Origin of the sequence: Chryseobacterium koreense CCUG 49689, assembly GCF_001045435.1 — a bacterium.
Lineage (GTDB): Bacteria > Bacteroidota > Bacteroidia > Flavobacteriales > Weeksellaceae > Kaistella > Kaistella koreensis.
Window position 1 is genome coordinate 122385 of the sequence record NZ_LFNG01000002.1, and the last position, 24235, is coordinate 146619.

The following is a 24235-nucleotide window of genomic DNA, read 5'->3' on the forward strand; positions in this document are numbered from 1 at the left end:
AAAGCAAGCCCAAGTTACGGATAATCAGCCAAAAATGTTTTCAAAATCTTCACTTTTCTTATTTTTTGGGAAAAATGAAAAGGATGTTTTTCTGAAAAAACAGTATTTTCGCAAAGACAATTATCTACTGCAATGAATCTTTCCCCAGAAGGACAAAAATTATTCAATCTACTGATTACCGAAATGTTGGACGACGGTTTCGAGCGAATCAGTGAGAATACCTTCTACAAAAAATTGGGCAGCATCACCGTTTCACTGGGCGATCAGGCGCTGAACATCATGCACCAGGGGAAGCTGTATGGCATCATCCCGGAAAGGGAATTCCTGAAATTGTCTAACAGTTTGGAACCGCTTCTGCTCCAGATAAAATACCTGCTCGCCTTTTCCATGAGGCAGGACATGAACCGGGTGGTGAATTTTTTCACGCATTTCTTTTTAAATTAAAAGCACGTCCCGATTTCATGCGCCGTTCGCGAACAATCACTTTTATGGTTTCACCGCTTTGGTGCCTGGTGATTTTATTAAAAAATTTAACCGATAAATCCTCAGGAATTCCTTTCGCAGAAGGCAAGGTCGAACATGTAGTTGATTAAATTCACGGATTTTCCAGTAATAAAAGCTATAAAAGCCTGTAAATAACCAAGCCTGGATTTGAGTAGAAGTTCCGGACTCAAAAATAACAGCTTTAAACTAAGATTTCACAGTTTAAAACTAAGATTACGCAGTTTAAAACTAAGATTACGCCGTTTAAAACTAAGATTACGCAGCTTTAAACCAAGATTTCGCAGTTTAAAACTACGATGACACAGTTTAAAGCTAAGATTTAGCAGTTTAAAGCTAAGATTACACAGTTTAAAACAAATATTTAGTAACTTTAGGCATCATAAATTATTGAATATGTCTCCAGTACACAGTTATAAGAATCAGGGTGCAGACCCGCATCCGCATGTGGGGCAGTTTTTGCGGGGGAAACTGCGCGAACTGCACGTCAGTTCGGCGGAAGCGGCACGCAGGATCGGCGTGAAAGAAAGCACGGTGCACGCTTATTATAGCCGGCCCTCGCTGCAGTTTGGGATCCTCTGGAAATTGTCTATGGGGCTGAATTATGATCTGCTTTCGGATTTGATCGGCAGCTACCCGCCGAATTTTCCCGTAAAAACAGATCCGAGAATTGCGGAGCTGGAGAATGAGGTGGAGATTTTGCGGGGGGTGCTGAGGAGGTAGGGGGAGATAATCTTTTTAAGGTTTGACTAAAAAAGTAATTATTGCTACTAAGATCGCGATGATTTCAATAACAAAAGTTCTATCCCTGTACCAAAACTTATTATAATAAAAGTCGGAATAAAATGATTTTCTACCTTTTTCAGTGAGCTTAAAATTTAAATCTTTTTCACTAGCATTTTTATCCAATCGTTGAACTTCTTCATTAATAATCAGATATTCTAGATTTTTTGTGAGTTCAGAATCTGGTACGTTTAGATTATTTTTTAATTGATTAAACGATATTGATCTACTTAAGATTCCTAAAACTTCATTATCGTAATAGTCCGGATTGTTATTATACACTTTATTAAGTTCTTTTAGGATGTAATGTTTTGTCTTGTTGCTCATTTGTAAATATTTTTTAGCAAATATAATGCACGGGTAGAATTTTACCTGCGTTGCTTAAACTGTAAAAAAAGATCAAATGGTTTTGACTTAAATTTCCTCGTATTCTTAAAGCTTTCGCAGCTCTTCAACAAAAAAACGCCCCGGTTTCCCGAGGCGTTTCCACTTTTATATCAAAACTATTTCTAGTAAGCGTTTTTCTCTACGAAATGTGCCGCTATTTTTTCGGTCAGCGCCACCACATTCGGCATGTTGGTGTATTTCGTGAATCTTCGCAATCCGGAAAGCATCATTCGCTGCTCATCGCCTTCTGCAAAGGAAACGATTCCTTCTTTTGCCGCCACGATGATTTTTTCCACGGCCTTGTAAAGGTTCAGCTGAGCCATCGCCGCTTCTACTGAATCTGGGCTGAAATGTTTTTCTGCCCTTAAAACTGCAGATTCCGCCATATAGATTTGGTTCAGGATTTCGGAAGCGTTCAGCAGGAGGTGCTGCTGCTTTTCAATATCCATCATGTATTTCTGGAGTGCTGCTCCGGAAACCATCAGGAAGACTTTCTTCAAATTATGGATGATCGCTTTTTCCTCAGACATGAACTCCGAATAATCCGGTACTTCGAAAGAAGGGATTCCCATCAGTTCTTTTCCGATTGCCATGGCCGGTTTCAGCAAGTCCAGTTCGCCTTTCATGGCTTTCTTGATCAACATTCCCACGGCGAGGAGTCGGTTGATCTCATTGGTTCCTTCGTAAATTCTGGCAATTCTGGAATCTCTCCAAGCCTGCTCCATCGGCGCATCTTCGCTGAAGCCCATTCCGCCGTAGATTTGGATGCCCTCATCTGCCGTAAGCTGCGTAAGATCCGAAACGAATACTTTCAAGATAGAGCATTCCACCGCAAATTCTTCCACCCCTCTCAACTCAGCTTTTTGGTGATTCATGCCACCTGCAACCAGTTCTTCAATTTTGTCCTGAATATCTTTTGCCGCACGGTAGGAACCTGCTTCGGAAACGAAAATTCCCGTCGCCATTTCGGCGATTTTCTTGCGGATTGCCCCGAAAGTGGAGATGGCGACTCCGAACTGTTTTCTTTCATTGGCATAATTAATGGCAAGCGAAGTAATTCTTCTTTGACCATCCAGATTGGCTGCCGCCAGTTTGATTCTGCCTACGTTGAGCGCATTCAGGGCGATTTTGAAGCCATTGTTTCTTTCGCCCAAAAGATTTTCCACAGGAACTTTCATGTCGTTGAAGAAAACCTGTCGGGTAGAGGAGGAGCGGATTCCGAGTTTGTGCTCTTCCTCGCCGAAAGTCATGCTTTCAGGATTTTCGAGTTCGCTGCGGTTGATCACGAAACCGGTAATGTTTTTATCGTCATCAATTTTCGCGAAAAAAGTGAAGGTATCTGCGAAACCTGCATTAGAAATCCACATTTTTTGTCCGTTGATGATGTAGTGTTTTCCGTCTTCTGAAAGTCTTGCTTTGGTTTTTCCGGAATTGGCATCCGAACCGGCATCCGGCTCGGTCAAACAGTAGGCTCCGAATTTTGTTCCGGCCGCCAAATCCGGCAGGTATTTTTTCTTCTGCTCTTCAGTTCCGTAGAGCAAAATGGGCAAAGTTCCAATCCCGGTATGTGCTCCGTAAGCGGTTGCCAATGAACCATTTGCTCCGGAAGCCATGTCGCAAGCCAACATGGTGGTCACGAAATCCATTCCCAGTCCGCCGTATTCTTCAGGCACAGCAATTCCCAGAACGCCCATTTCGCCAAGTTTGCGCATCATTTCTTCGGTTAATGCATAGTCCTTGTTCTCGAATCGTTCTCTTTTTGGAACGACCTCTTTGTCAATAAATTCTTTGATGGAATCACGGAGCATTTTCTGCTCTTCAGTGATTTCTTCCAGGGTGAAGATTTCCGCTGCAGGGGTATCTGTAATCAGGAATTCACCGCCAACCAATTTTTTTTTAGTAGTATCAGACATTGTTTTAATATTTTTAGATGATAGAACAAAGAGCAAAGAAAATAGACTTTAGATTTGAGCTGTGTTGCGCTTTTGGTTTTAATCTTCCTTTTGCCTTTGTTTTAAATTTTCATTAGTGATAGATGGCCTAAAAATTCAACTTATTCTGAATATTTTTAGATTTCTTAAAAGCAGATTTTTGTCAACCTATCTTCTTTTCTCTATTCTCTTTTCTCTTTTCTCTTTTTTCTTTTTTCTTTTTTCTCCTAAAGAAGTTCAAAGATCGAAGCCGCACCTTGTCCGGTTCCTACACACATCGTCACCATTCCGTACCTGTTTCCGCGTCGTCGCATTTCGTCCATGAGCTGCACGGTCAATTTTGTTCCCGTGCATCCTAGCGGATGTCCCAGTGCGATGGCGCCACCGTTTACGTTAAGGATTTCCGGGTTGAGGTCGAGTTCTTTTTTAATGGCGACGGATTGTGATGCGAACGCTTCATTTAACTCGATAAGTTCGATGTCCTTCAGTTCCATTCCGGCTTGTTTCAATGCTTTTGGAATCGCGTAAAGCGGTCCCATTCCCATGATTCTGGGTTCCAAACCTGCTGCTGCGTATGCTACGAGTCTTGCTTGTGGCTCCAAACCCAGTTCTTTCACCATCTCTTCGCTCATCACGATCACGAAGGCCGCTCCGTCACTCATTTGGGAAGAGTTTCCGGCAGTTACGGAACCTCCGTTCGCAAATACCGGACGAAGTTTTGCCAAACCTTCCAACGAGGTGTCTTTTCTAGGACCTTCATCCACCGTGAAATCGAATTTCTTGGTCTGCATTTTTTGGTTTTCGTCCAGGAAATTGTATTCTACCGGAATCGGAACGATTTGATTGGCGAATTTTCCTTCTGAAATCGCTTTCAATGCTTTCTGATGAGAATCGAACGAGAACTGGTCTTGTTCTTCCCTGGAAATTTTATATTGGTTTGCCACGGCTTCTGCGGTGTAGCCCATTCCCCAATAATAATCTGGATTGGATTTCGCCACATCCGTTTCGGGAACCGGTTTGTAACCACCCATCGGAATATAGCTCATGGATTCTGTTCCACCTGCGATGATGCAGTCTGCCATTCCTGCCTGAATTTTTGCGGAGGCAATAGCAATCGCTTCCGAACCGGATGCACAATATCTGTTCACGGTAACTCCCGGAACTTTATCCGTATTGAGTCCCATTAGTGAGATCAGTCGTGCCACATTCAGACCTTGTTCAGCTTCCGGCATTGCGTTTCCTACGATGAGGTCGTCGATTCTATTTTTGTCGAGTTGCGGCAGTTCTGCCATCAGTTTTTCGATGACGGTTGCCGCCATTACATCGGGTCTGGTGAATCTCAAACTACCTTTCGGCGCTTTGCCTACGGCGGTTCGGTAACCCTTTACTATGTATGCTGTCTTTGACATAATTTTATTGTTATTTAGTTTTCGCCATTTCATTTCAATGGGCTGCACCCATTGTTTTTGATTTCACCGTTTTGCGGCTGATTTTAGCGATTTTTACTGGTTTCTTAATTCCTCAATGGTTTTCCGTTTTGAAGCATGTATTGGATGCGTTCCAAAGTTTTTCGCTCACCCGTCAAAGAAAGGAAGGTTTCTCTTTCAAGGTTCAGCAGGTACTGTTCCGTCACAGAAGTTGGTTCGGATAGATTTCCTCCCACCATTACGTAGCCGAGTTTGTCGGCAATTTTTTTGTCGTGTTCAGAAATGTAATTTCCGGCGAGCATCTGGTCGGTTCCCACATAAAACATTCCGAGTGCGTCTTTTCCTAAAACGGTCACTTTCTGTTCGATAGGTTGGGTGTAACCTTGCTCGGCAAGCATTTTTGCTACTTTTTTTGCTTCCGCAATCTGACGGTTTTTATCTACCACCACGATGTCTTTGTGGTTTTGAAGAATATGCATGTCATAAGCTTCGTAAGCGGAAGTTGCCACTTTTCCCATCGCGATATTCATGAAAGCGTCGCGAAGTCGGTTGGTTTTCACGTCGTCTTTTTCAAAATCTTTGCAGGTTCTCAAGGTGAGTTCCTTGGTTCCGCCGCCGCCGGGAATTACGCCGACTCCGGTTTCCACCAATCCGATGTAAGTTTCTGCTGCGGCAACCACTCTGTCTGCGTGCATCGTCATTTCGCAACCGCCTCCTAAAGTCATTCCGAAAGGTGCAACCACCACCGGAATCGAGGAGTAACGAACCCTCATCATCGATTTTTGGAAATAGGCGATTGCCATATTCAAGTCGTCCCAATCCTGATCGATGGCCATCATGAGAATCATGGCTAAATTTGCTCCCACGGAAAAATTTGCACCTTGATTTCCAATCACCAATCCATCATATTCTTTTTCTGCAAGGTCGATTGCTCGGTTTAGCCCATCCAGAACGCCGCCTCCGAGTGAGTTCATTTTGGAACGGATTTCAAAGTTGATAATTCCGTCGCCCAAATCCTGGATTGCAGATTCGGAGTTGCTCCAAAGGGTTTTGTCTTTCCTAATGTTGTCGAGGATAATGAAGGATTCCTGTCCCGGAATGTTTTCGTAGTTTGATTGGGTCTGGTCAAAGAAGATTTTGTGTCCTTTTTCATTCACTTTATAGAAAGATTCCACGTTTTTCACCCAATCGGAAACCTCGTAACCTGCTTCTTTCGCCAATTCGATTCCTTTTTGGATTCCCACGGCATCCCAAATTTCAAACGGTCCGTTTTCCCAACCGAAACCTGCTCGCATCGCGTCGTCGATTTTGTAGAGTTCATCAGAGATTTCAGGCACTTTATGCGAAATGTAAGCGAACAATGCACCCAAAGATTTTCTGTACAATTCTCCGGCTTTATCTTTTCCACTGATCAGGACTTTGAATCTGTCAATCGGTTTGTCAATATTTTTGGTGAGTTCGAGGGAAGGGAAATTGGTTTTCGCCTGAAGTTCATACTCCATAGTATCCAAATTCAAGCCCTGGATTTCTGATTTTCCTTCGGCATTGGTCACTTTCCTGAAGAAGCCTTGTCCGGATTTTGAACCCAACCAATTGTTGTCCACCATTTTTTGGATATAGTCCGGCAATGCGAAAACATCGTTGAAATTGTTGGTTTCGGCACCACTTTTTCGAACGCCATTAGCAACGTGCACTAAAGTGTCTAATCCGACCACATCTGCTGTTCTGAAGGTTGCCGATTTCGGACGGCCGATTACAGGTCCGGTCAGTTTGTCGATGTCGGTAACATTTAAGCCTAAACTTTTCACCTCATGAAGCAGGTTCATCATGGAGAAAACCCCGATTCTGTTGGCGATAAATGCAGGGGTGTCTTTAGCCAAAACGGTGGTTTTGCCTAAGAATTTTGAACCGTAATCCATGTAGAATTTCACGATTTCCGGATTGGTGTCTTTGGTCGGGATGATTTCCAAAAGCGGCAAATACCTTACCGGATTAAAGAAATGGGTCCCCGCGAAATAATGTTTGAAATCATCACTTCTGCCTTCTACGAGCATATTGATCGGAATCCCAGAAGTATTGGAGGAAACCAAAGTTCCCGGTTTCCTGAACTGCTCAATTTTTTCGTAAACCGATTTTTTAATATCCAGTCTTTCTACGACCACTTCTATGATCCAATCGGTATTTTTGATTTTTGGCAAATCGTCATCGAAGTTCCCGACGGTAATCCTTTCGGCAAATTTCGGTGAATACAAAAGCGCAGGACTTGCTTTTTGAAGCTTTACAAAATTCTCCTGTGCAATTCGGTTTCGAACAACTTTGTCTTCTTTGGTAAGACCTTTTTTCTGTTCCGCTTCCGTGAGTTCGAATGGAACGATATCAAGAAGAAGAACTTCAACGCCGATGTTAGCAAAATGCGCTGCAATTCCACTTCCCATAATTCCCGAACCAAGTACGGTCACGTGTTTAATACGTCTTTTCATTTATTTTTTCTTATTTAGATCTGATGTAATTTTCTGGATTTCTGTCATGACTTCTTTGAAGACCTCCAATTTTTCCTGTGGAATTTTTTCCATGATCGTTTTATTGAAATTGACCACTACTTCTTTCGACATGTTTCTGGAATTCAATCCTTTGTCGGTTAGTTTAATGATGACTTCACGCTTATCGTTCGTGGTCTTTTCCTTATATATGTATCCATTGTCTTCCAGAAGTTTGATGATTCTGGTCAAAGAGGTAGGTTCAATCGCCATCTTCGGACCGAGGTTGGTGCTCCTAGTTCCTGCTTTGGGATCAATTTTTAAAAGGGTAAGTGCTTGAACTGCAGTGGCATCGTGATCCTGCGCCATTTCCGAATACATTTTAGAAACAGCCAACCAAGTCGATTTCAGAATTAAATCGACGTTCTCGACTTTCTCTGTATTTTTATTCTCCATAACTGAGATTTATGTGGTTCATACAAATGTAACCAAAAAAATACTATGCATGCATAGTATTTTTGACAATAATTTTAAATGTTTGATATACAGAATATTAATTGATATGAATCACATAATACTATGCATGCATAATAAACTAAACGATCTCTGTGAATATTGAATTAATGAAGGTTTTCAATTAAATCTGCAATTTGTTTAAAGGAACTGCATTTTTCTTGAAAAGTATCGGATGAAATCTCCCAAAAACCATCTTCGAACTCAAATTTGAGGTATTGCAGGTTTTTTTTGAAGTTTTTTTGAAGGAAAGAGTAGAGCATTTCTTTATGTAAATCCGGGGCAAAAATTTGCGGAGCCACAAAATGTTCATCGAAATTGAAAAGATGGGGATGCAGCAGCTCGTCATTGTTTATCAAGACCTCTTCGGTGATTCCGGCGGATAGATGCTGGTCTTTTACAAACCAGATTTTATCTGAAAATTCCTTTGCCAATCGCCAGTCGTGGGAAGAAAAGAGAATCAGTTTGTTCTGTCTTTTAGCCAGATTCCGGAGCAATTTCAAAATGATGATCTTATTTTCCTCATCCAAATGGGTGGTGGGTTCATCCAAAATGATCATGGGTGAATTTTGCGCCAAAGCACGGCCGATAAACGCTTTTTGTAGATTTCCATCTGAAAGTTTCTGCAGCGGAAAATTTTTGTACTGTCCTAAATTTAAACTTTCAATGATTTCGTTTACTTCATTTTTGTCCGTATCATTTAACTCAAAATAATAAGGATAGTGAATGTATTTGCCTAATGAAATCAAATCGTTCAAAGTATAGTTTGCAGGAATTTGCGCTTTAGAAAAGACTACTGCGATTTGCTCGGCAATCTCTTTATTGGAAAGGGTTTTGATGTTTTTTTCATTGATGCGAATTTCTCCGCCCAAAACCGGATTTTGATGAAGTATCGTTTTAATCAAAGTAGTTTTCCCCACACCATTATTCCCGATCAGCAGACAGATTTCGCCTAAATCCAATGAGGTTTCAATACCTTTTATTAAAGGTGCATTGTATCCGATGGTTGTATTTTTTAGTTCTATAAACATCAATTCAGTGGAACGCAAAGGCGCAATTTTTTTCAGTTTTGATCTTTGAGATGGCGCAAAGATTCACTTCGTCCATTGGAATTACTTTTATTTTTAGGTTTCAAATTTACTTTTTAATATTAATGGATTGATCAATTTCATTGCGCCTTTGCGTTTAAATTTTCTTCATCATCATCGTCAAAATTACGGGAATTCCAAACAGTGAAGTGATCACATTCAGCGGAAATTGCGTCAGTTCCGAAATGATGGAAAATAATTCCATAATTAATACGCCCAAAAGCATATTTAAAATCCACTGCTGCCAAAGTTTCGCTGGATTGTAAATCATTCTGCAGAAATGGGGAACCACAATTCCAATAAATAGAATCGGTCCCAAAAATGCAGTGACAGAAGCGGAAAGCAGTGATGAAGCCACGATGATCAATATTTTCAAACCGTTCAGATTCACGCCCAAACTTCTTGCATATACCGTTCCCAAAGCATTCCCGATCAATGGCTTGATCGTTTTAAAACTTAAAAACAGACCCATCAAAACAATGACCGAAAGTACAAAAATCTCATTTCCGGAAACAGAATTATTGGCACCAAAACTCCACAAAATGTAATTTTTCAGACTTTGGTTGTCCGCATAAAACTGCAGTATCGAAACAATTGCTCCCGCCAAAGCCGAAACCAGAAATCCGAAAATAATCAGGAAATTATGATTCTGAAAACGGTTCGAAAATCCTATCAAAACCAGCATTAACAATAGACTTCCCGCAATTGCTGAAAGACTCAGAAAACTATTTTGCAAAAACTCGGGAAGCACCCAATTTTGCGATAAAAAGATATAGAAAGCTACGCTCAGGCTCGCTACAGAAGTGATTCCCAATACAGAGGGTCCCGCTAAAGGATTCTGGAAATATTCCTGCAATAGAAATCCGGCAGTAGGAATGGAAATTCCCGCCAAAATCATCACTAAAACCCTATTGATGCGCAATTGTGCGATTTGTGAATTTTGGGTTTCAGTGAAAAAGTCGGCGAAATTTAATTTCAAAAAACCAATGTTCAGATTGATGATTACCGAAATCACAGTTCCAATAAAAAGCAAAAAACAAATGACTTTGAAAGATTTGGGCATGGATTTTTTACAGGTGGAGAGGTGGTTTAGATGTAGAGTGGTTCAGTGCGTTCCGCCTTTTCTGAAGTGAAAAATTTCAAATTATTGGAATGATTTAATTTTTGAGTCCAGCATTTCCGCACTCATCATGCCCACTGTTTCGTCGGTTTTATCTCCTTTTCTCATGAAGGTGAATGGGATGGATCCGCCGTCCCACTGTTTGAAATTTTGGTGAAAAAATTCAGGGTTCAGTTTCATGGCATCCACGAGTACGATGTGTTTGGAAAGGCTGTTTTCTTCTGCAAATGCTTTTACTTTGGTGCCCCAAACATCTTTTTCGTCCAAACTTACAAAGGTGAATTTCACCGGCTGTGATTTGGTTTCCTGGATTTTTTCCTTGAAATGAGGCATTTCGCGCATACACGGACCGCACCATGTTGCAAAGAAATTCGTCACATACAAAGTGTCATTGTCTTGTTTCCCCAAAATTTTGGAAGTCTGTTCCGGAGTCAGTTCTATTTCTTTGAATGGAATGACCGCCGCAGAAACTTCATTGGATTCCGATGTGACGAGCGAGTCGTTTTGCGTTTGGTCAGAATTTTCGGTGACATTTGACTCTTTTTTGCAGGCGGTAATCATGGTCAAAACCAATATACCCAGAATTAATTTTTTCATTTATTTTTTATTATTTTTGAATTTGAATTGATATGGAAAATCTTTTACCTAAGGAGAAACAGGCCGAATTTCATCTGCTAAAATTAGCGAAAAAGCAGGAACTGACCAAAAACACCTTTTCATTGGAATTTGAGATTCCAAAGAATCTGAAGTCCCAGTTTAAGTTTGAAGCGGGGCAATACGTCACGCTGAAATATCCTTCAAAAGGTGAGATGTATTATAATGATTTTTCCATGACATCCGCACCTTTTGAGAAGAACCTCTCTTTGGGAATCAAGATTAATCAGGAAGAAAGCTCCACAAAGGATTTGTTCCATGATTTCGAGATTGGTGATTTTGTGGAAGTTTCCACACCGAAAGGAAGATTCACGCTGGTTTCCAAACCAGACGAGTTTCGCACCATCATTGGTTTTGCGGGTGGAATTGGAATTACCCCGATTTTGAGCCATTTCAAAAATATTCTTCATCATGAGCCCAGAACAAGACTTTTTCTGTTTTACGGAAACAAGACCCGCGACGGAGTTCCCTTTAAAAAAGAAATCGATGAACTGGCGGAACAGCACAAATCACGTTTTCATGTCCATTATTTCTACTCTCGTGAAAAAGTAGGAAATGCTTTTTTAGAAGGAAGGCTGGATGAGAAAAAAGTCGGACTGATCATTAACCAACTCATGATGATTGACGATACAGACGAAGAATCCACGCTTTGGGATTCTGTGGATGAGGTTTTGATTTGTGGCAAAGGCGAAATGATCAAATCGCTTGCAAACGCATGTTTCCATCATGGGATTCCGAAAAAGAACATCCATTTCGAGCTTTTTGAAGAATACAATGACGATATTTATCCACAAGAAAAGGAGTTTCCAATGATGGAGGACATCGAGGTGGAGTTCAAACTTTTCGATAAGGAGTACAAAACCACCTTGAAAAATAACAAAATGCGCTTGCTGCAGCAGTTGCTGATTCAGAAGTATCCGGTTCCATATTCTTGCAAATCAGGTATATGTGGCAGTTGCGAATGTGTTTTGGAGGAAGGCGAGGTGGAGCTGTTGGAAAATGAATACCTGACCCAAAAAGAAGAGAAAGCCGGTAAAATTTTGGCTTGCATGTCTGTGGTTTTAAGTAAGAAATTAAAAGTTAATTTTGACTTGATTTAAAAGTACGAAGAGAACGTCTTTTAAATTCAAAAGATTCCTCCGTCGTAGCAAAGGCGGTCCATACTTTTAGACACTAAATGAATGAAAAAGATCCTCGACCTATTAAAAACTTTTTTCAACCTCGTTGAAATTGCGATCTTGCTGATGATTTTGGCAAATGTCTGGGTTTTTGCTTTGACCAATGGTAGAACTTATACTAAAATTTCTAAGATTCCACCACGAGAAACTGCACTGGTCTTGGGAACTTCACCAAAAATGAAGTCCGGAATCTCTAATCCGTATTTTGTTTCCAGAATGGATGCGGCGGCGCTTCTTTACCATCACGGAAAAGTGAAACGAATTATTGTCAGTGGCGAAAAAAGTTCCGGCTATGATGAGCCTAAAGCCATGAAAAATTACCTGGTCTATGAAGAAGGCGTCCCCGAAGAAATCATCACAGAAGATCCGAATGGTTTTAAAACGCAGCTCAGCATCAAGAATTGTAAAGAAGTTTTCAAGCAGAATGATGTGATCATTGTTTCGCAGGGATTCCACAATTTGCGAGCACTTTTTTATGCCAGAAACAGTGACATGAATGCGCTCGGTTTCGATGCTCAGGATGTTTTATCCAACCGGAGTTACTATCGCAATCAATCCCGGGAATTTTTGGCCAGAGTGGTCGCGGTGATTTATTTTGTCTTAAACATCGAACAGCACAGCTGATTTTACCTCGATATTTAGCTTTAAAAAATATAAAGTAATTCCGTCAAAACCTTATCTTTGTCGAAAAGTAAATTTATGCTCGTCATCGGAATTGCAGGCGGTACCGGCTCCGGAAAAACCACAGTGGTTAATAAGATTCTTCAGCAACTGAATGCAGAAGGAGTGAATGTGCTGTCTCAGGATAATTATTATCATGATAATCAGCATCTTACATTAGCTGAAAGAGAGCAGCTGAATTACGACCATCCCAAATCAATTGACTTTGACCTTTTAATTCAGCATGTGAAAATGTTGAAAAATAATGAAAGCATCGAGCAGCCGCTTTACTCTTTCGTGACCCATTCCAGAACGGGAGATCATGTGACGGTGGAACCAAAAAGCGTTTTGATTGTGGAAGGGATCTTGGTTTTGACGAATAAGGAACTTTTAAAGGAATATGATTTAAAAGTCTTTGTCCATGCAGATTCAGACGAAAGACTGATTAGGAGGATTCGCAGAGATACCCAGGAAAGGGGAAGGGATTTGCAGGAGGTTCTTCACCGATACCAAACCACCCTGAAACCGATGCATCAGGAATTCATAGAGCCTTCAAAAAATGAGGCAGACCTGATTGTGCCAAACATGAAGCAAAATACCGTGGCCATTGATTTTCTTTCCACCGTGATCAACAATACTTTAAAAAAACCCGCAAAAAATGAAAGCGTTAATTAAGGAAATCAAACCGAAGTCGCCTTCTTTCAAGTTCATCCAGAATTATCTTTTGAACAAATATTCGGTGACGATCGTACTGTTTTTGGTGTGGATGATCTTCTTTGACAGCACCTCTTTTTTGGTGGTGAACGAATTAAATGGCGAAATCAAAAAATATGAGGCGCAACTGGCCTATTATAAATCAGAATATAAAAAGAACGACGATTTCTACAAAAAGCTGATGAACGACAAATCAGAAAAAGAAAAGTTTGCCCGGGAAAATTATTTCATGAAAAAGCCCAATGAGGAAATCTTCATTCTCGTGGTGGACTCTGCGTCGCTGAAAGGAGCCAAATAACCAACTGGTTGCACGAAACAGTGTTTTAGTGGTCTGGAATTAAGAGCGCTCGACAAATTCGAACTATTGCAGAACCATTCAAATTAAATCAAACAAACCAATTGCCATGTTTACCAAAACCTCGCTTTCCGATTGGGAAAATTTAGTTAAAAAGCAACTGAAAACCGAAGATATCTATTCCCTACTTTCCAAAGAAAATCTGGAAGGAATAGAGGTGAAGCCATACTACGATTCGGTTTCGAGACCTTTGAGGAATTTGCCGAAAGTGGAGGAATCCACCCAATTGGTCGCCAAATATCACGAGGATTTGCAGGAAAACGTTTTCGCTTTTTTATTGGACGAAAATGTGGAAGACCTGGAGGAAAAGGTAATTTTTGTGAACAATAAGGATTTGGCGGAACATATTTCTCCGAATGAAAGCGACCGCTATTTTTCATTAATCGACATTTTTTCAGACGATTCCAAGGGGGAAATCAAAGTACAACTCGGCAAAGAACTATTAGCCAAAGATTTTTCACGAAACCTTTGCGTGGATGTTTCTCTTCACCAGAATTCAGGTGCGGCAATTTACCAGCAGTTGGGAATTGCATTGGCAAAAACCAAAGATTTGACCGAAATTTTCGGTGCGGATATTTTGAAAAAACTGATTTTCAGGTTTGCGATCGGTGGAAACTATTTCTTCGAAATTGCAAAAGTAAGGGCATTTAAACTCCTTTTCAACCAGCTTTCCAAAGAATTCGGACTTGATGAAATCCCGTACATTTTTGCGGAAACTTCATTAAGAAACAAATCCAAAAATGATGCGGAAAATAATCTGATCCGTTCAACGCTGGAACTTTCTGCCGCGATGATTGGTGGAGCGGATGCCGTATTTACCAACGATTTTAAAATAGAAAATTCGGATGCGCTGTCCGAAGAAATCTCTTTTAAGCAACAGATTGTGCTGGCTTATGAAAGCATCATCAATGTATTTGACGATGCCGGAAACGGAAGTTATTACATTGAAAATATCACCCAGCAATTCGCGGAAAAGTCATGGAAACTCTTCCTCGAAATCGAGGCAGCTGGAGGTTACTGCGAAATGCTGAAAACCGGTTTGGTGCAGAAAAAAATATATGAACACGCTGTTCTGGAACAAAAATGGGTGCAAGAAGGAAAACTAAAACTCATCGGCGTGAATCTTTACCCGAAACTGGAGCCGACGAAAACTGTGGAAGAAATGTATTCGGAAAAGGAAATCAAACCGGTTCGTTTGGCGCAAATGTTTGAATGATTGCTGCGAATGCAATCGTGTTTGTTACTTATTTGTCTCACCTTTTTTCACCCATTTTGCCGCGACCCTATTTGTGCTTGATGCTTAATTAAGCGAAAAATTCCTGCATTCGTGGCAATTCAAATTGTACTCAAAAACTGAAAAGTTGTGTTGATTTTAAGCAAAGAAATCCAAAACTTCATCCATGCCAATCTGAAAACCGATTTGCATTCTTTGTTGTTGAAGAAATCACCCTTTCAGGAAGTTTCGATGCAGGAAATCGTGCAGCAGATCAAAGGCAGAAAAGTCGCCGAAAAGAAGTTCCCGTTTTTATTAAGAGAAGGAATCATTTTTCCGCCGAATCTTAATCTGGAACAGGCTTCATCGCAATCTACCGCTGAATTTAAGTCACAGAATCTGAAAGGACAAAAGTTCCTCGATTTAACTTCGGGTTTCGGAATAGATGCGTATTTTCTTTCAAGAAATTTTGAGGAAATTACACTTGTGGAACAAAATCTGGATCTGCTCGAAATAGTCAAGCATAATTGGGGGATTTTAGGCAGAAAAGCGAATTTCGTACGTGAAAATTTGGAGGATTTTTTAACTCAAAATCATGAAAAGTTCGATTTGGTTTATCTGGATCCCGCAAGACGCGACGAACACAAAAACAAGAAATTCCTGCTCGAAGATTTGTCGCCCAATTTGTTGGAGATACAGGAAAAACTTCTGGAGATTTCGGACAAAATCATCATCAAACTTTCGCCATTGATCGATATTTCTTATTTGATTTCGGCTTTGGGAAATATTTCAAGAATCGAAATCATCGCAGTGAAAAATGAGGTGAAGGAATTATTGGTTTTCATTGAGAAAGACCTTAGAAACGAGGATGTGGAAATTTCCTGCATCAATTTGGAGAGCGAGGATTCGGTTTTCAACTTCAAGTTTAAAGAAGAAAAATCTGCAGCATCGGAATTTTCCGAACCGTTGGATTTTCTCTATATTCCAAATAATGCGGTGTTGAAGTCGGGTGCTTTTAATTTGGTCTCCTGCAAATTTGCTTTAAGGAAACTTCATCCGAACACCCATTTTTATACCTCCCGCAAAAAGGTCGAAAATTTTCCAGGTAGAGTTTTAGAAATTAGAACCATTGATTCCAAAGAAATCAAAAAAGGGGAGAAGTATAATATTATTTCAAAGAATCACCCGTTAAGCCCAGATGAAATCAAGAAAAAGTACAGGATTTCTGACGGTGGAAACCGGTATTTGATTTTCACGCAATCTGAAAGAGGAAAAGTTATCTTGAAATCGCTTTAAACTTTTGGCATAAATCGTAATATTTCTTACTTTTGGGCAATCTTTTGAAATTCAAATAAAATCGAAATTTAGATATGAAGAAAATTGTATTGGGAATTGCTTTGGCGAGTTTTGCCATCAGCTGCAAAAAAATCCAGGCAGGATCAAACAAAGGTGTCATCAAAATGGAACAAGGTGGTGAAAGATACAGCGATATTGAAATCGGTTCCAATCCGGATGCCTTCAAAGCAAATGCGGAAACTTCTGCTCCCGGAGCAGTGAAGGATTCAGCGGCAACCGCAGAAATCAAGGAAGTAAACATGAAAGCCGATACGGTAAAAGCAAAATAGGACATTACCAATGTTCAAAGTTTTCTTTGTTTCATCAATACATGAAATGTCTTGTTTTCGCGGGACATTTTTTTTTATTTTTACAAGGAGGAGAGGATAGAGGATAGAGGATAGAGGATAGAGGATAGAGGATAGAAGATAGAAGATAGAGGATAGACTTACAAAAGGCTGGTTTTTTTTGGGACATCTGCCAGAAAGATGGTCAACCTTCATAGAAGATTCTTGTTCTATATGTTACTTTCATTTTCCTTCAGGCTTAAAAATTTACCTTAAAAACAATAATCATGAAACACAATTTTAAGAATTTGAACATCTGGAAAAGGTCGATAGATTTGGCGGTCGATATTTATGAAACAACAGAAAATTTTCCAAAATCGGAGGAATTTGGTTTGAAATCACAACTTAGGCGATGTGCGGTTTCTGTTCCTTCCAACATCGCGGAAGGTTCCAGTAGGAGCTCCAACAAAGATTTTAACAGATTTCTTGAAATTGGGCAAGGTTCTCTTTATGAAATGCAGACGCAAGTTATCATTTCTGCTCGAAGGAATTTTATAGAAATTAATGATTATGAAATTATTGAAAACCAAATTATTGAGCTTCAGAAAATGGTAACGGGATTTCAAAAAACGTTAATTTAGAAATTAGAATAAAGGAAGTAGTGGACTCACCCGCTAGATCAGTTTCTTAGGGAAGTGCGATTTTTGTAATCTTTACATTACTCACAAACTTCTTTAACAATAAAAATAGTACTTAATTAGAACTTAGAAAAAGAAGAAAGAGAAAAACCCAGCTGTTTGATAAAACCAAATTAATACTGGAAGTCTATGCTCTTTTCTCTTTTCTCTAAGTTCTCAAAAAACAAAAAATAATGCAAGAAACCCTAAACTACATCCAGGAAAACAAACAGCGATTCGTGGATGAACTTTTTGAATTACTTAAAATTGCTTCCATTTCTGCCGATCCGGCTTATAAAAATGAAGTGTTGAAATGTGCCGACGAAGTGGCAAAACACCTGAAAAATGCAGGAGCTGACCAAGTAGAGGTTTGCCCCACAAAAGGAAACCCAATCGTTTATGGCGAGAAAATCACCAATAAAGATTTGCCGACGGTTTTGGTTTACGGACATTATGATGTGCAACCGGCGGATCCGCTCGAATTGTGGACCAGTCCGCCATTTGAACCGGTGATCAAGAAAACTGAACTGCATCCGGAAGGCGCGATTTTCGCCAGAGGTTCCGCTGATGACAAAGGCCAGTTTTTCATGCATTTGAAGGCATTTGAAGCCATGATGAAAACCAATGCGTTACCTTGTAACGTGAAGTTCATCATCGAAGGTGAAGAAGAAGTGGGTTCAGAAAACCTGGGCGTTTTCGTGAATGAGCACAAAGAAAAACTTTCCTGCGACGTGATTCTGATTTCCGACACCCATATTTATTCCAACGAGCAACCTACTGTCACAACAGGTTTGCGCGGACTGAGTTATGTGGAAGTGGAAGTGGAGGGTCCTAACCGTGATCTTCACTCAGGACTTTATGGAGGTGCGGTTCCGAATCCCATTCACGTGTTGAGCAGGATGATCGCAAAACTGATTGATGAAGACGGACATATCACCATCGACGGGTTTTATGATAATGTGGACGTGGTTTCCGATGCGGAAAGAGCAGAAATGAACAAGTTGAAAGATGATCCCGAAGGTTTCAAAAAATCCATCGGCTTGAATGGAGTGGAAGGCGAAAAAGGATACACCACTTTAGAAAGAACTTCGATTCGTCCGACTTTGGACTGCAACGGAATCTGGGGCGGCTATACCGGCGAAGGTGCAAAAACAGTGATTCCTTCGAAAGCATTTGCCAAGATTTCTATGCGTCTGGTTCCTTATCAAACTCCCGAAGAAATCACCGAGAAATTCACCAGCTATTTTGAAAAAATCGCTCCTGCAAACGTGAAGGTGAAAGTGACTCCGCATCATGGCGGAATGCCTTATGTTTTGCCAAGCGACACCAAAGAATTTTTGGCGGCGAAAAAAGCCATGGAAACTGCTTTCGGCAAAGAAGTGCTTCCGTACAGAAGTGGTGGCAGCATTCCGATTACCGCAATGTTCGAGCAGGTTTTGGGAGCAAAATCGGTGTTGATGGGATTTGGTTTGGATTCAGATGCGATCCACTCGCCAAATGAACATTATGGTTTGTTCAATTTCTACAAAGGGATTGAAAGTATTCCGCTGTTTTTTGAGAATTATGCAAAATAACGATAGATAAAGACTTTAGGAAATGTCCCAATTTTGGGGCATTTTTTGTAATTTTAGGACAAATAATTTAAAAATGGAAAATAAAGTAGCATACATTACCGGCGGAACCAAAGGGATTGGTTTCGGAGTGGCTGAAGTTTTACTGCGAAATGGAGTGAAAGTTGCCTTTTCGGGGAGAAATAAAGAAGATGCAGAAAAAGCTGCAAAACTATTGTCAAATGATGATTCGCAAGTTTTGGGAATTTCATCTGATGTCAGAAATTTTGAAGATGAGAAAAATGCGGTCTCGCAAATTGTGCAGAAATTCGGAAGACTCGATTATGTAGTGGCCAACGCAGGAGTCGGAATTTTTAAACCGGTTGATGAATTGACGATGGAAGATTGGAACTCCATGATTGAGACCAATCTTTCGGGACTTTTTCACACGATGAAAGCTGCGGTGGATGAACTTAAAAAATCTGAGGGTTATTTCATTTCGATTTCCAGTCTCGCGGGGACCAATTTCTTTGAAAAAGGTTCCGGTTACAATGCCTCTAAATTTGGTGCGGTGGGATTTTCACAGGCCGCAATGCTCGATTTAAGGAAATACGGAATCAAGGTCTCCACCATCATGCCGGGTTCGGTTTCCAGTCATTTTAATGACCATGAACCGACGGAAAGCGATTCCTGGAAAATTCAACCCGAAGACATCGGAGAATTGATTGTGGATATCATCAAGATGAATCCGAGAAGTTTGCCAAGCAAGATCGAGGTAAGACCGGCGAAGCCGCAACCGAATAAATTTTAGTTGCCCCGAAGGATTCGTTTCAAGTTAATTATGTGTGAAATAGAAATTTATATAAATACTATGCATGCATAATATATTTTTTATTTATCTTAGCAAAAATCAATAGGAAGAGTGGAATCATCTAAGAAATCTTTATTTAAAAGGGTTTTTTGGCGAAAATAAATCAAAGAAAATTTTCACCATGGATGAGGAATTTCTAAGTCGCGCTGGTTTTTGGGAGAAATTAACATCATTAAATATCAAAAATAAATGAAAATATTAGTTTGCATCAGTAGTGTTCCGGACACTACTTCCAAAATTAATTTTACGGCAGACAAATCTGCATTCGACAAAAACGGAATTCAGTGGGTGATCAATCCGCTGGATGAATTTGCTTTGACAAAAGCCATTAAACTTCAGGAATCGCAGGGAGCCACCGTGACCGTGGTAAACGTGGGAGATTCTTCCACAGAATCTGTGATCAGAAAAGCCTTGGCCATCGGCGCAAACGATGCGGTGAGAGTAAATATTGAACCAAAAGACAGTTATTCTACGGCTAAAGAAATTGCGGCAATCGCCAAAAATGGCGGTTATGACTTAACTCTTTGCGGAAAAGAATCCATCGATTATAATGGAGGATCGGTTCCGGGAATGGTTGCGCAACTTTTGGACCAGCCTTTTGTTAATGCGTGCGTCGGTTTGGAGGTGAATGGAAATGAAGCCACCGCAGTTCGGGAAATCGAAGGCGGAAAAGAAACCATCTCTGTAAAGCTTCCGGCAGTGATTGCAGGCCAAAAAGGAATGGTAGATGAAAAAGATCTGATCATCCCGAATATGAGGGGAATCATGTCTGCAAGAACCAAGCCTCTTCAAGTTCAGGAACCCACTTCCACAGAAGTAAAAGTAGAGGGAGTTTCTTATGACTCTGTTCCGGCAAGAGCTGCCGTAAAAATGGTTTCCGCAGACAACCTTGATGAACTGGTGAGATTGCTTCATGAAGAAGCCAAAGTTATTTAAAGTACAAAATGACCTGTCTACAGACCGGCTTGAAACAATTTTAAACCTCAAACAAATATTTAATTATGATATTCGTATATGCAGAAAATATCAACGGAGTTTACAAAAAAGCAGCTTTTGAAGCTGTTTCCTACGCCAAATCTATCGCAGACAAGGCAGGAGATATTGTAACCGCAATTTCCGTGAACCCCACCGATTCTTCAGATTTACTGTTTAAATATGGAGCATCAAATGTCATCAACATTAAAGATGACGGCTTAAAACAATTCAGCGCAAAAGCTTACGCAAAAGCAATCAGCGAAGTAGCCCATGGTAACATCGTGGTTTTTCCTCATACCACAGATGCGTCTTCGGTAGCGCCGATGTTGGCCATTTCTACCGGTGCATCGCTCATCACCAATGTGCTGGAAACTCCTGAAAACCTTTCTCCATTCCAGGTAAAAAGAAGAGCTTTTTCCGGAAAAGGTTTTATGCATGCAAAAGCTGATGCCCCAAACGTGATTCTTACGGTTTCTCAGAATGCATTCGGAGCCAAGGAAAATCCGGTTTCCGGTACCGAGGAAGTAAAAAATCTTTCGGTGGTCAATGATGACACCAAAGTGATTTCCCACGAACAAAGTTCCGGGAAACTCGATTTGAAAGAAGCTGAAATTGTGGTTTCTGCGGGACGCGGAATGAAGGGGCCTGAAAATTGGGGAATGATCGAGGATCTGGCAAATGTTTTGGGAGCGGCAACCGCCTGTTCCAAACCGGTTTCCGATATCGGTTGGAGGCCTCACTCTGAACACGTTGGACAAACCGGAAAAGCAATTTCCCCGAATCTTTATGTGGCAGTCGGGATTTCAGGCGCCATTCAGCATTTGGCAGGAGTGAACTCTTCCAAAACCATCGTGGTGATCAACAGCGATCCTGAAGCTCCTTTCTTTAAATCGGCAGATTACGGAGTGGTGGGAGACGCGTTCCAAATCATCCCTGCTTTAACCGAAAAAATCAAAGCATTGAAAGGATAAATCGAAAGAGCAACTTAAGTATATAGAAGAAGCTGCCTCAATTCTGAGGCGGTTTTTTTTGTTTTTTTCCATTGATTTTCAATAAAATAAATTTTGCATTTAAAGATCGTAAACCATCATAGAACCGGTTCTTTCCGCCCTTCAGTGATGAATTGGTTTTTTCGGAATCATCAGGTGGGACTTTTTATGGCTTTATTGAACAATTGGTTTTTGAGATTTCCGCAGGATGAAAACCGGTAAAATGGTCAAACCGAAATATCGTCCCAAATTGATGTTCATGGTTACTGGCTGAATCCCTGTTTGGAAAACTCCTTCCAGAAACGGGATCAATAAACCGTCCCGAAATTTTGCATCTGGATGGAATATTTATGCAAAAAAAGCTTGAAAAAAAATAGCCTGATTCGAAAAATCACTACTTTTACTATATATTTTAAAACTAATAATTCAAAAAATGTCCGAATTTATTTGGAGCATGTCAATTTCGTTTCAGCTGCTGTTTATCATTGTGAGCGGCGTTCTTTATCTTTTTTTAAGGTATAAAAGCTTCAAATTTTATTCTTTTTACAATATTTTTTTGCTGGTGTATGTCTTAACCAGACTTGACGCAAATTATTACGCATTAGAAGATTTTGTGGCCAGTTTTTTGGGCGATAAAAATGCCAAGGTTTTTGTGGCGATACTTTGCCTGTATTTCCAAATTGGGTTTTGTAATTTCTACACGATTTTTGCGCTGTATTTTTTGGATTTGCAAAGGCATACCAAAAAGTTCTTTACCACGGTTGTCAAGATTCTGAAAAGTCTTGCCATAGCCTTCTTTATTTTTGCGGTCGTTTCCTTTTTTATCGGTGATTACCCATTTTATCTAAGCCTTTTTACCTTCATCTATATTCCGGTGATGTTGGCTGTTTTCTTGCCTTCAGTTTATCTTGCCATGAAACATTCTGCGGCACACAAATATTTTTTCCTCACAGGAGCCAGTATTTTTGTGGTCTTTTCACTAATTGCTTTTGCGGGCAGCCGTATTTCTTCCTTAAACATGGAAAATCCGATTGTGTATTTCTACATTGGAACTATTCTGGAGACTATTTTTTTCAGTTTGGGACTCGCCTTTAAAGTGAAAGTCTTCAATGAGGAAAGGGATAAAGTCCGCACAGAAGTTACCAGACATAAACATCAGCAGCAAATCAGCCGGTTTCAGGGTTTGCTGCAGGGCGAAGAAAGGGAGCGAAAGAGAATGGCCGAAGAACTGCACGATGGAATTGCCGGTGATCTTACGGCGATTAAGTTCCAGCTCTCTGTCTTCAATAAAGAGGAAGCTTCCCAAAAGAACAGGGAAGTGATTGACGAGGTGTCCAAAATCATCGATAATTCTTATGAACAAATCCGGGAAATTTCACACAACCTGTCGCCATCTTCAATTCTCAATTACGGATTGATCGGCACCCTGGAAAATTTCTGCCAAAAAATTGAAAAGAATTTTGGAATGAAGTTTACCTTTTCCTGCATTGGTGAAAAACCGGATTTGAGCAAAACGGTTCAGATCCATGTTTACCGAATTATACAGGAATTGATGAACAATATGCTGAAACACGCCCATGCAACTGAAGGGAGCTTGGAAATTTATTTTGAGAAGCCAAACATGAGGATTATTATGGAGGATAATGGCAAGGGTTTTTCCAGGGACACGATTTCAAAAGGCATTGGCTTAAGCAATATCGATTCCAGGATCAAGTTCCTGAATGCGAAGTTCATCAAAGAAAATAGCCAAGGCGGAAGCAAGTTTATCATCGAGATCAATACCGACCAAGTCCCCGATCACGGGAATTTTTTGTAGGATATTGGCTATCCAAAAAATCATTCCAATGCTGACGGGGATCTACTCCCCTGATTTTTGTTCCATCCGGTCAAAAAAAATCAAAATTCAAATTCAAAATTTAAAAATTAAAGTATATTTGTAGTTATGGATTATAAAAGATTAATCATACGCGGAATTTCCTATAGCCAAACGCAATCCGGTGCATACGCGCTCCTTTTGGAACATGAAGAAACCAACGTGAAACTTCCCATAGTAATCGGTAATTTCGAGGCACAATCCATTTCGCTGGGTCTGGAGAAAGACATTCATCCGCCCCGTCCGCTCACTCATGATCTGTTCAGCAAATTTGTAACTTCTGCAAACTTTGAGCTCACTTCCGTAATCATCTATCAAATCGTGGATGGTGTTTTTTTCTCTAATCTCAATTTTCAGCATAAAGAGACCAAAAACGAACTTATTTTGGATGCCAGAACCTCCGATGCGGTAGCAATGGCGGTGCGTTTTGATGCGCCGATCTACACGACCCAGCAAGTTTTAAGCGAAGCCGGGATTTTGTTGGAGCTTGAAGACGTGTCCAAAGAAGAAGAATCCCCGGAAATAGAAGAAAAAGAAGGCGATCTGTCCACACTTTCTAATGCAGAAATCCAAAAACTGCTAGACGATGCTGTCCGTGAGGAAGATTTCGACGCCGCACTTGAGCTCCAGAAGGAAATCAAGAGACGAAATAAAAAAATAGAATAATATTTTAGCAA

At 40.4% G+C, this 24235-nt stretch carries 23 protein-coding genes and 1 pseudogene; 16 read left to right on the forward strand and 8 right to left on the reverse strand.

Features of this window, described 5'->3' with window-relative positions; genetic code table 11:
- Window positions 1-132 precede the first annotated feature (132 nt).
- A complete protein-coding gene (locus ACM44_RS01765; protein WP_048498403.1) occupies window positions 133-444 on the forward strand; it encodes a hypothetical protein in 312 nt (103 codons plus the stop codon).
- A 453-nt stretch (window positions 445-897) separates the two neighbouring features.
- Window positions 898-1224, forward strand: a complete 327-nt coding sequence (locus ACM44_RS01770) for a helix-turn-helix domain-containing protein (protein WP_048498404.1) — start codon at window positions 898-900, stop codon at window positions 1222-1224.
- 15 nt (window positions 1225-1239) lie between these two features.
- On the opposite strand, the gene ACM44_RS01775 is transcribed toward ACM44_RS01770, so the two are convergent.
- From ACM44_RS01775 to ACM44_RS01810, 8 genes are all read right to left on the reverse strand, one after another.
- A complete protein-coding gene (locus ACM44_RS01775) occupies window positions 1240-1611 on the reverse strand; it encodes a hypothetical protein (RefSeq protein ID WP_048498405.1) in 372 nt (123 codons plus the stop codon).
- 182 nt (window positions 1612-1793) lie between these two features.
- Window positions 1794-3584 carry an acyl-CoA dehydrogenase family protein gene (locus ACM44_RS01780; RefSeq protein ID WP_048498406.1) on the reverse strand — a complete coding sequence of 597 codons (1791 nt, stop codon included), beginning with the start codon at window positions 3582-3584 and terminating at the stop codon, window positions 1794-1796.
- 245 nt (window positions 3585-3829) lie between these two features.
- Window positions 3830-5011 carry an acetyl-CoA C-acyltransferase gene (locus ACM44_RS01785; protein ID WP_048498407.1) on the reverse strand — a complete coding sequence of 394 codons (1182 nt, stop codon included), beginning with the start codon at window positions 5009-5011 and terminating at the stop codon, window positions 3830-3832.
- Window positions 5012-5115: 104 nt separating this feature from the next.
- Window positions 5116-7509: a 3-hydroxyacyl-CoA dehydrogenase/enoyl-CoA hydratase family protein gene (locus ACM44_RS01790; RefSeq protein ID WP_048498408.1), complete on the reverse strand. Its 2394-nt coding sequence runs from the start codon at window positions 7507-7509 to the stop codon at window positions 5116-5118.
- Entirely contained in the window at window positions 7510-7962 is a 453-nt protein-coding gene (locus ACM44_RS01795; protein ID WP_048498409.1) for a MarR family winged helix-turn-helix transcriptional regulator, read from the reverse strand. It lies immediately after the preceding gene.
- A gap of 164 nt (window positions 7963-8126) precedes the next feature.
- Window positions 8127-9050: an ABC transporter ATP-binding protein gene (locus ACM44_RS01800; RefSeq protein WP_048498410.1), complete on the reverse strand. Its 924-nt coding sequence runs from the start codon at window positions 9048-9050 to the stop codon at window positions 8127-8129.
- A gap of 154 nt (window positions 9051-9204) precedes the next feature.
- The gene (locus ACM44_RS01805; protein ID WP_048498411.1) at window positions 9205-10170 is read right to left on the reverse strand and encodes an iron ABC transporter permease; all 966 of its coding nucleotides are present in this window, start codon (window positions 10168-10170) and stop codon (window positions 9205-9207) included.
- A gap of 81 nt (window positions 10171-10251) precedes the next feature.
- Window positions 10252-10824 (reverse strand): TlpA family protein disulfide reductase, encoded by a 573-nt coding sequence (locus ACM44_RS01810; protein ID WP_048498412.1) that lies wholly within the window; start codon window positions 10822-10824, stop codon window positions 10252-10254.
- A gap of 32 nt (window positions 10825-10856) precedes the next feature.
- Here ACM44_RS01810 and ACM44_RS01815 point away from each other — a divergent pair, with 32 nt between their 5' ends.
- From ACM44_RS01815 to ACM44_RS01880, 14 genes and pseudogenes are all read left to right on the forward strand, one after another.
- The gene (locus ACM44_RS01815) at window positions 10857-11981 is read left to right on the forward strand and encodes a 2Fe-2S iron-sulfur cluster-binding protein (protein ID WP_048498413.1); all 1125 of its coding nucleotides are present in this window, start codon (window positions 10857-10859) and stop codon (window positions 11979-11981) included.
- An 81-nt stretch (window positions 11982-12062) separates the two neighbouring features.
- On the forward strand, window positions 12063-12683 hold the full coding sequence (locus ACM44_RS01820) for a SanA/YdcF family protein (protein ID WP_048498414.1): 621 nt from the start codon (window positions 12063-12065) through the stop codon (window positions 12681-12683).
- Window positions 12684-12737: 54 nt separating this feature from the next.
- Window positions 12738-13394: pseudogene (gene udk / locus ACM44_RS01825) on the forward strand (uridine kinase); the annotation flags it as partial.
- Window positions 13378-13731 carry an FtsB family cell division protein gene (locus tag ACM44_RS01830; protein ID WP_048498416.1) on the forward strand — a complete coding sequence of 118 codons (354 nt, stop codon included), beginning with the start codon at window positions 13378-13380 and terminating at the stop codon, window positions 13729-13731. The pseudogene udk and the gene ACM44_RS01830, both read left to right, overlap by 17 nt.
- A gap of 106 nt (window positions 13732-13837) precedes the next feature.
- Window positions 13838-15004, forward strand: coding sequence for a methylmalonyl-CoA mutase family protein (locus ACM44_RS01835; protein ID WP_048498417.1), 1167 nt, complete (start codon window positions 13838-13840; stop codon window positions 15002-15004).
- Between the two features lie 150 nt (window positions 15005-15154).
- Window positions 15155-16297 carry a class I SAM-dependent methyltransferase gene (locus ACM44_RS01840; protein WP_221247256.1) on the forward strand — a complete coding sequence of 381 codons (1143 nt, stop codon included), beginning with the start codon at window positions 15155-15157 and terminating at the stop codon, window positions 16295-16297.
- Between the two features lie 74 nt (window positions 16298-16371).
- On the forward strand, window positions 16372-16626 hold the full coding sequence (locus tag ACM44_RS01845; protein WP_048498419.1) for a hypothetical protein: 255 nt from the start codon (window positions 16372-16374) through the stop codon (window positions 16624-16626).
- A gap of 284 nt (window positions 16627-16910) precedes the next feature.
- Entirely contained in the window at window positions 16911-17264 is a 354-nt protein-coding gene (locus tag ACM44_RS01850) for a four helix bundle protein (protein ID WP_048498420.1), read from the forward strand.
- Between the two features lie 230 nt (window positions 17265-17494).
- A complete protein-coding gene (locus tag ACM44_RS01855) occupies window positions 17495-18874 on the forward strand; it encodes a dipeptidase (protein WP_048498421.1) in 1380 nt (459 codons plus the stop codon).
- Between the two features lie 73 nt (window positions 18875-18947).
- Complete coding sequence (locus ACM44_RS01860; protein ID WP_048498422.1) at window positions 18948-19661, forward strand: SDR family oxidoreductase; 714 nt, start codon at window positions 18948-18950, stop codon at window positions 19659-19661.
- Window positions 19662-19910: 249 nt separating this feature from the next.
- Window positions 19911-20657 carry an electron transfer flavoprotein subunit beta/FixA family protein gene (locus tag ACM44_RS01865; RefSeq protein ID WP_048498423.1) on the forward strand — a complete coding sequence of 249 codons (747 nt, stop codon included), beginning with the start codon at window positions 19911-19913 and terminating at the stop codon, window positions 20655-20657.
- Between the two features lie 62 nt (window positions 20658-20719).
- Window positions 20720-21667: an electron transfer flavoprotein subunit alpha/FixB family protein gene (locus ACM44_RS01870; protein WP_048498424.1), complete on the forward strand. Its 948-nt coding sequence runs from the start codon at window positions 20720-20722 to the stop codon at window positions 21665-21667.
- A 451-nt stretch (window positions 21668-22118) separates the two neighbouring features.
- Window positions 22119-23501 (forward strand): sensor histidine kinase, encoded by a 1383-nt coding sequence (locus tag ACM44_RS01875; protein ID WP_083993616.1) that lies wholly within the window; start codon window positions 22119-22121, stop codon window positions 23499-23501.
- 126 nt (window positions 23502-23627) lie between these two features.
- The gene (locus ACM44_RS01880; protein ID WP_048498426.1) at window positions 23628-24224 is read left to right on the forward strand and encodes a bifunctional nuclease family protein; all 597 of its coding nucleotides are present in this window, start codon (window positions 23628-23630) and stop codon (window positions 24222-24224) included.
- Window positions 24225-24235: the final 11 nt, after the last annotated feature.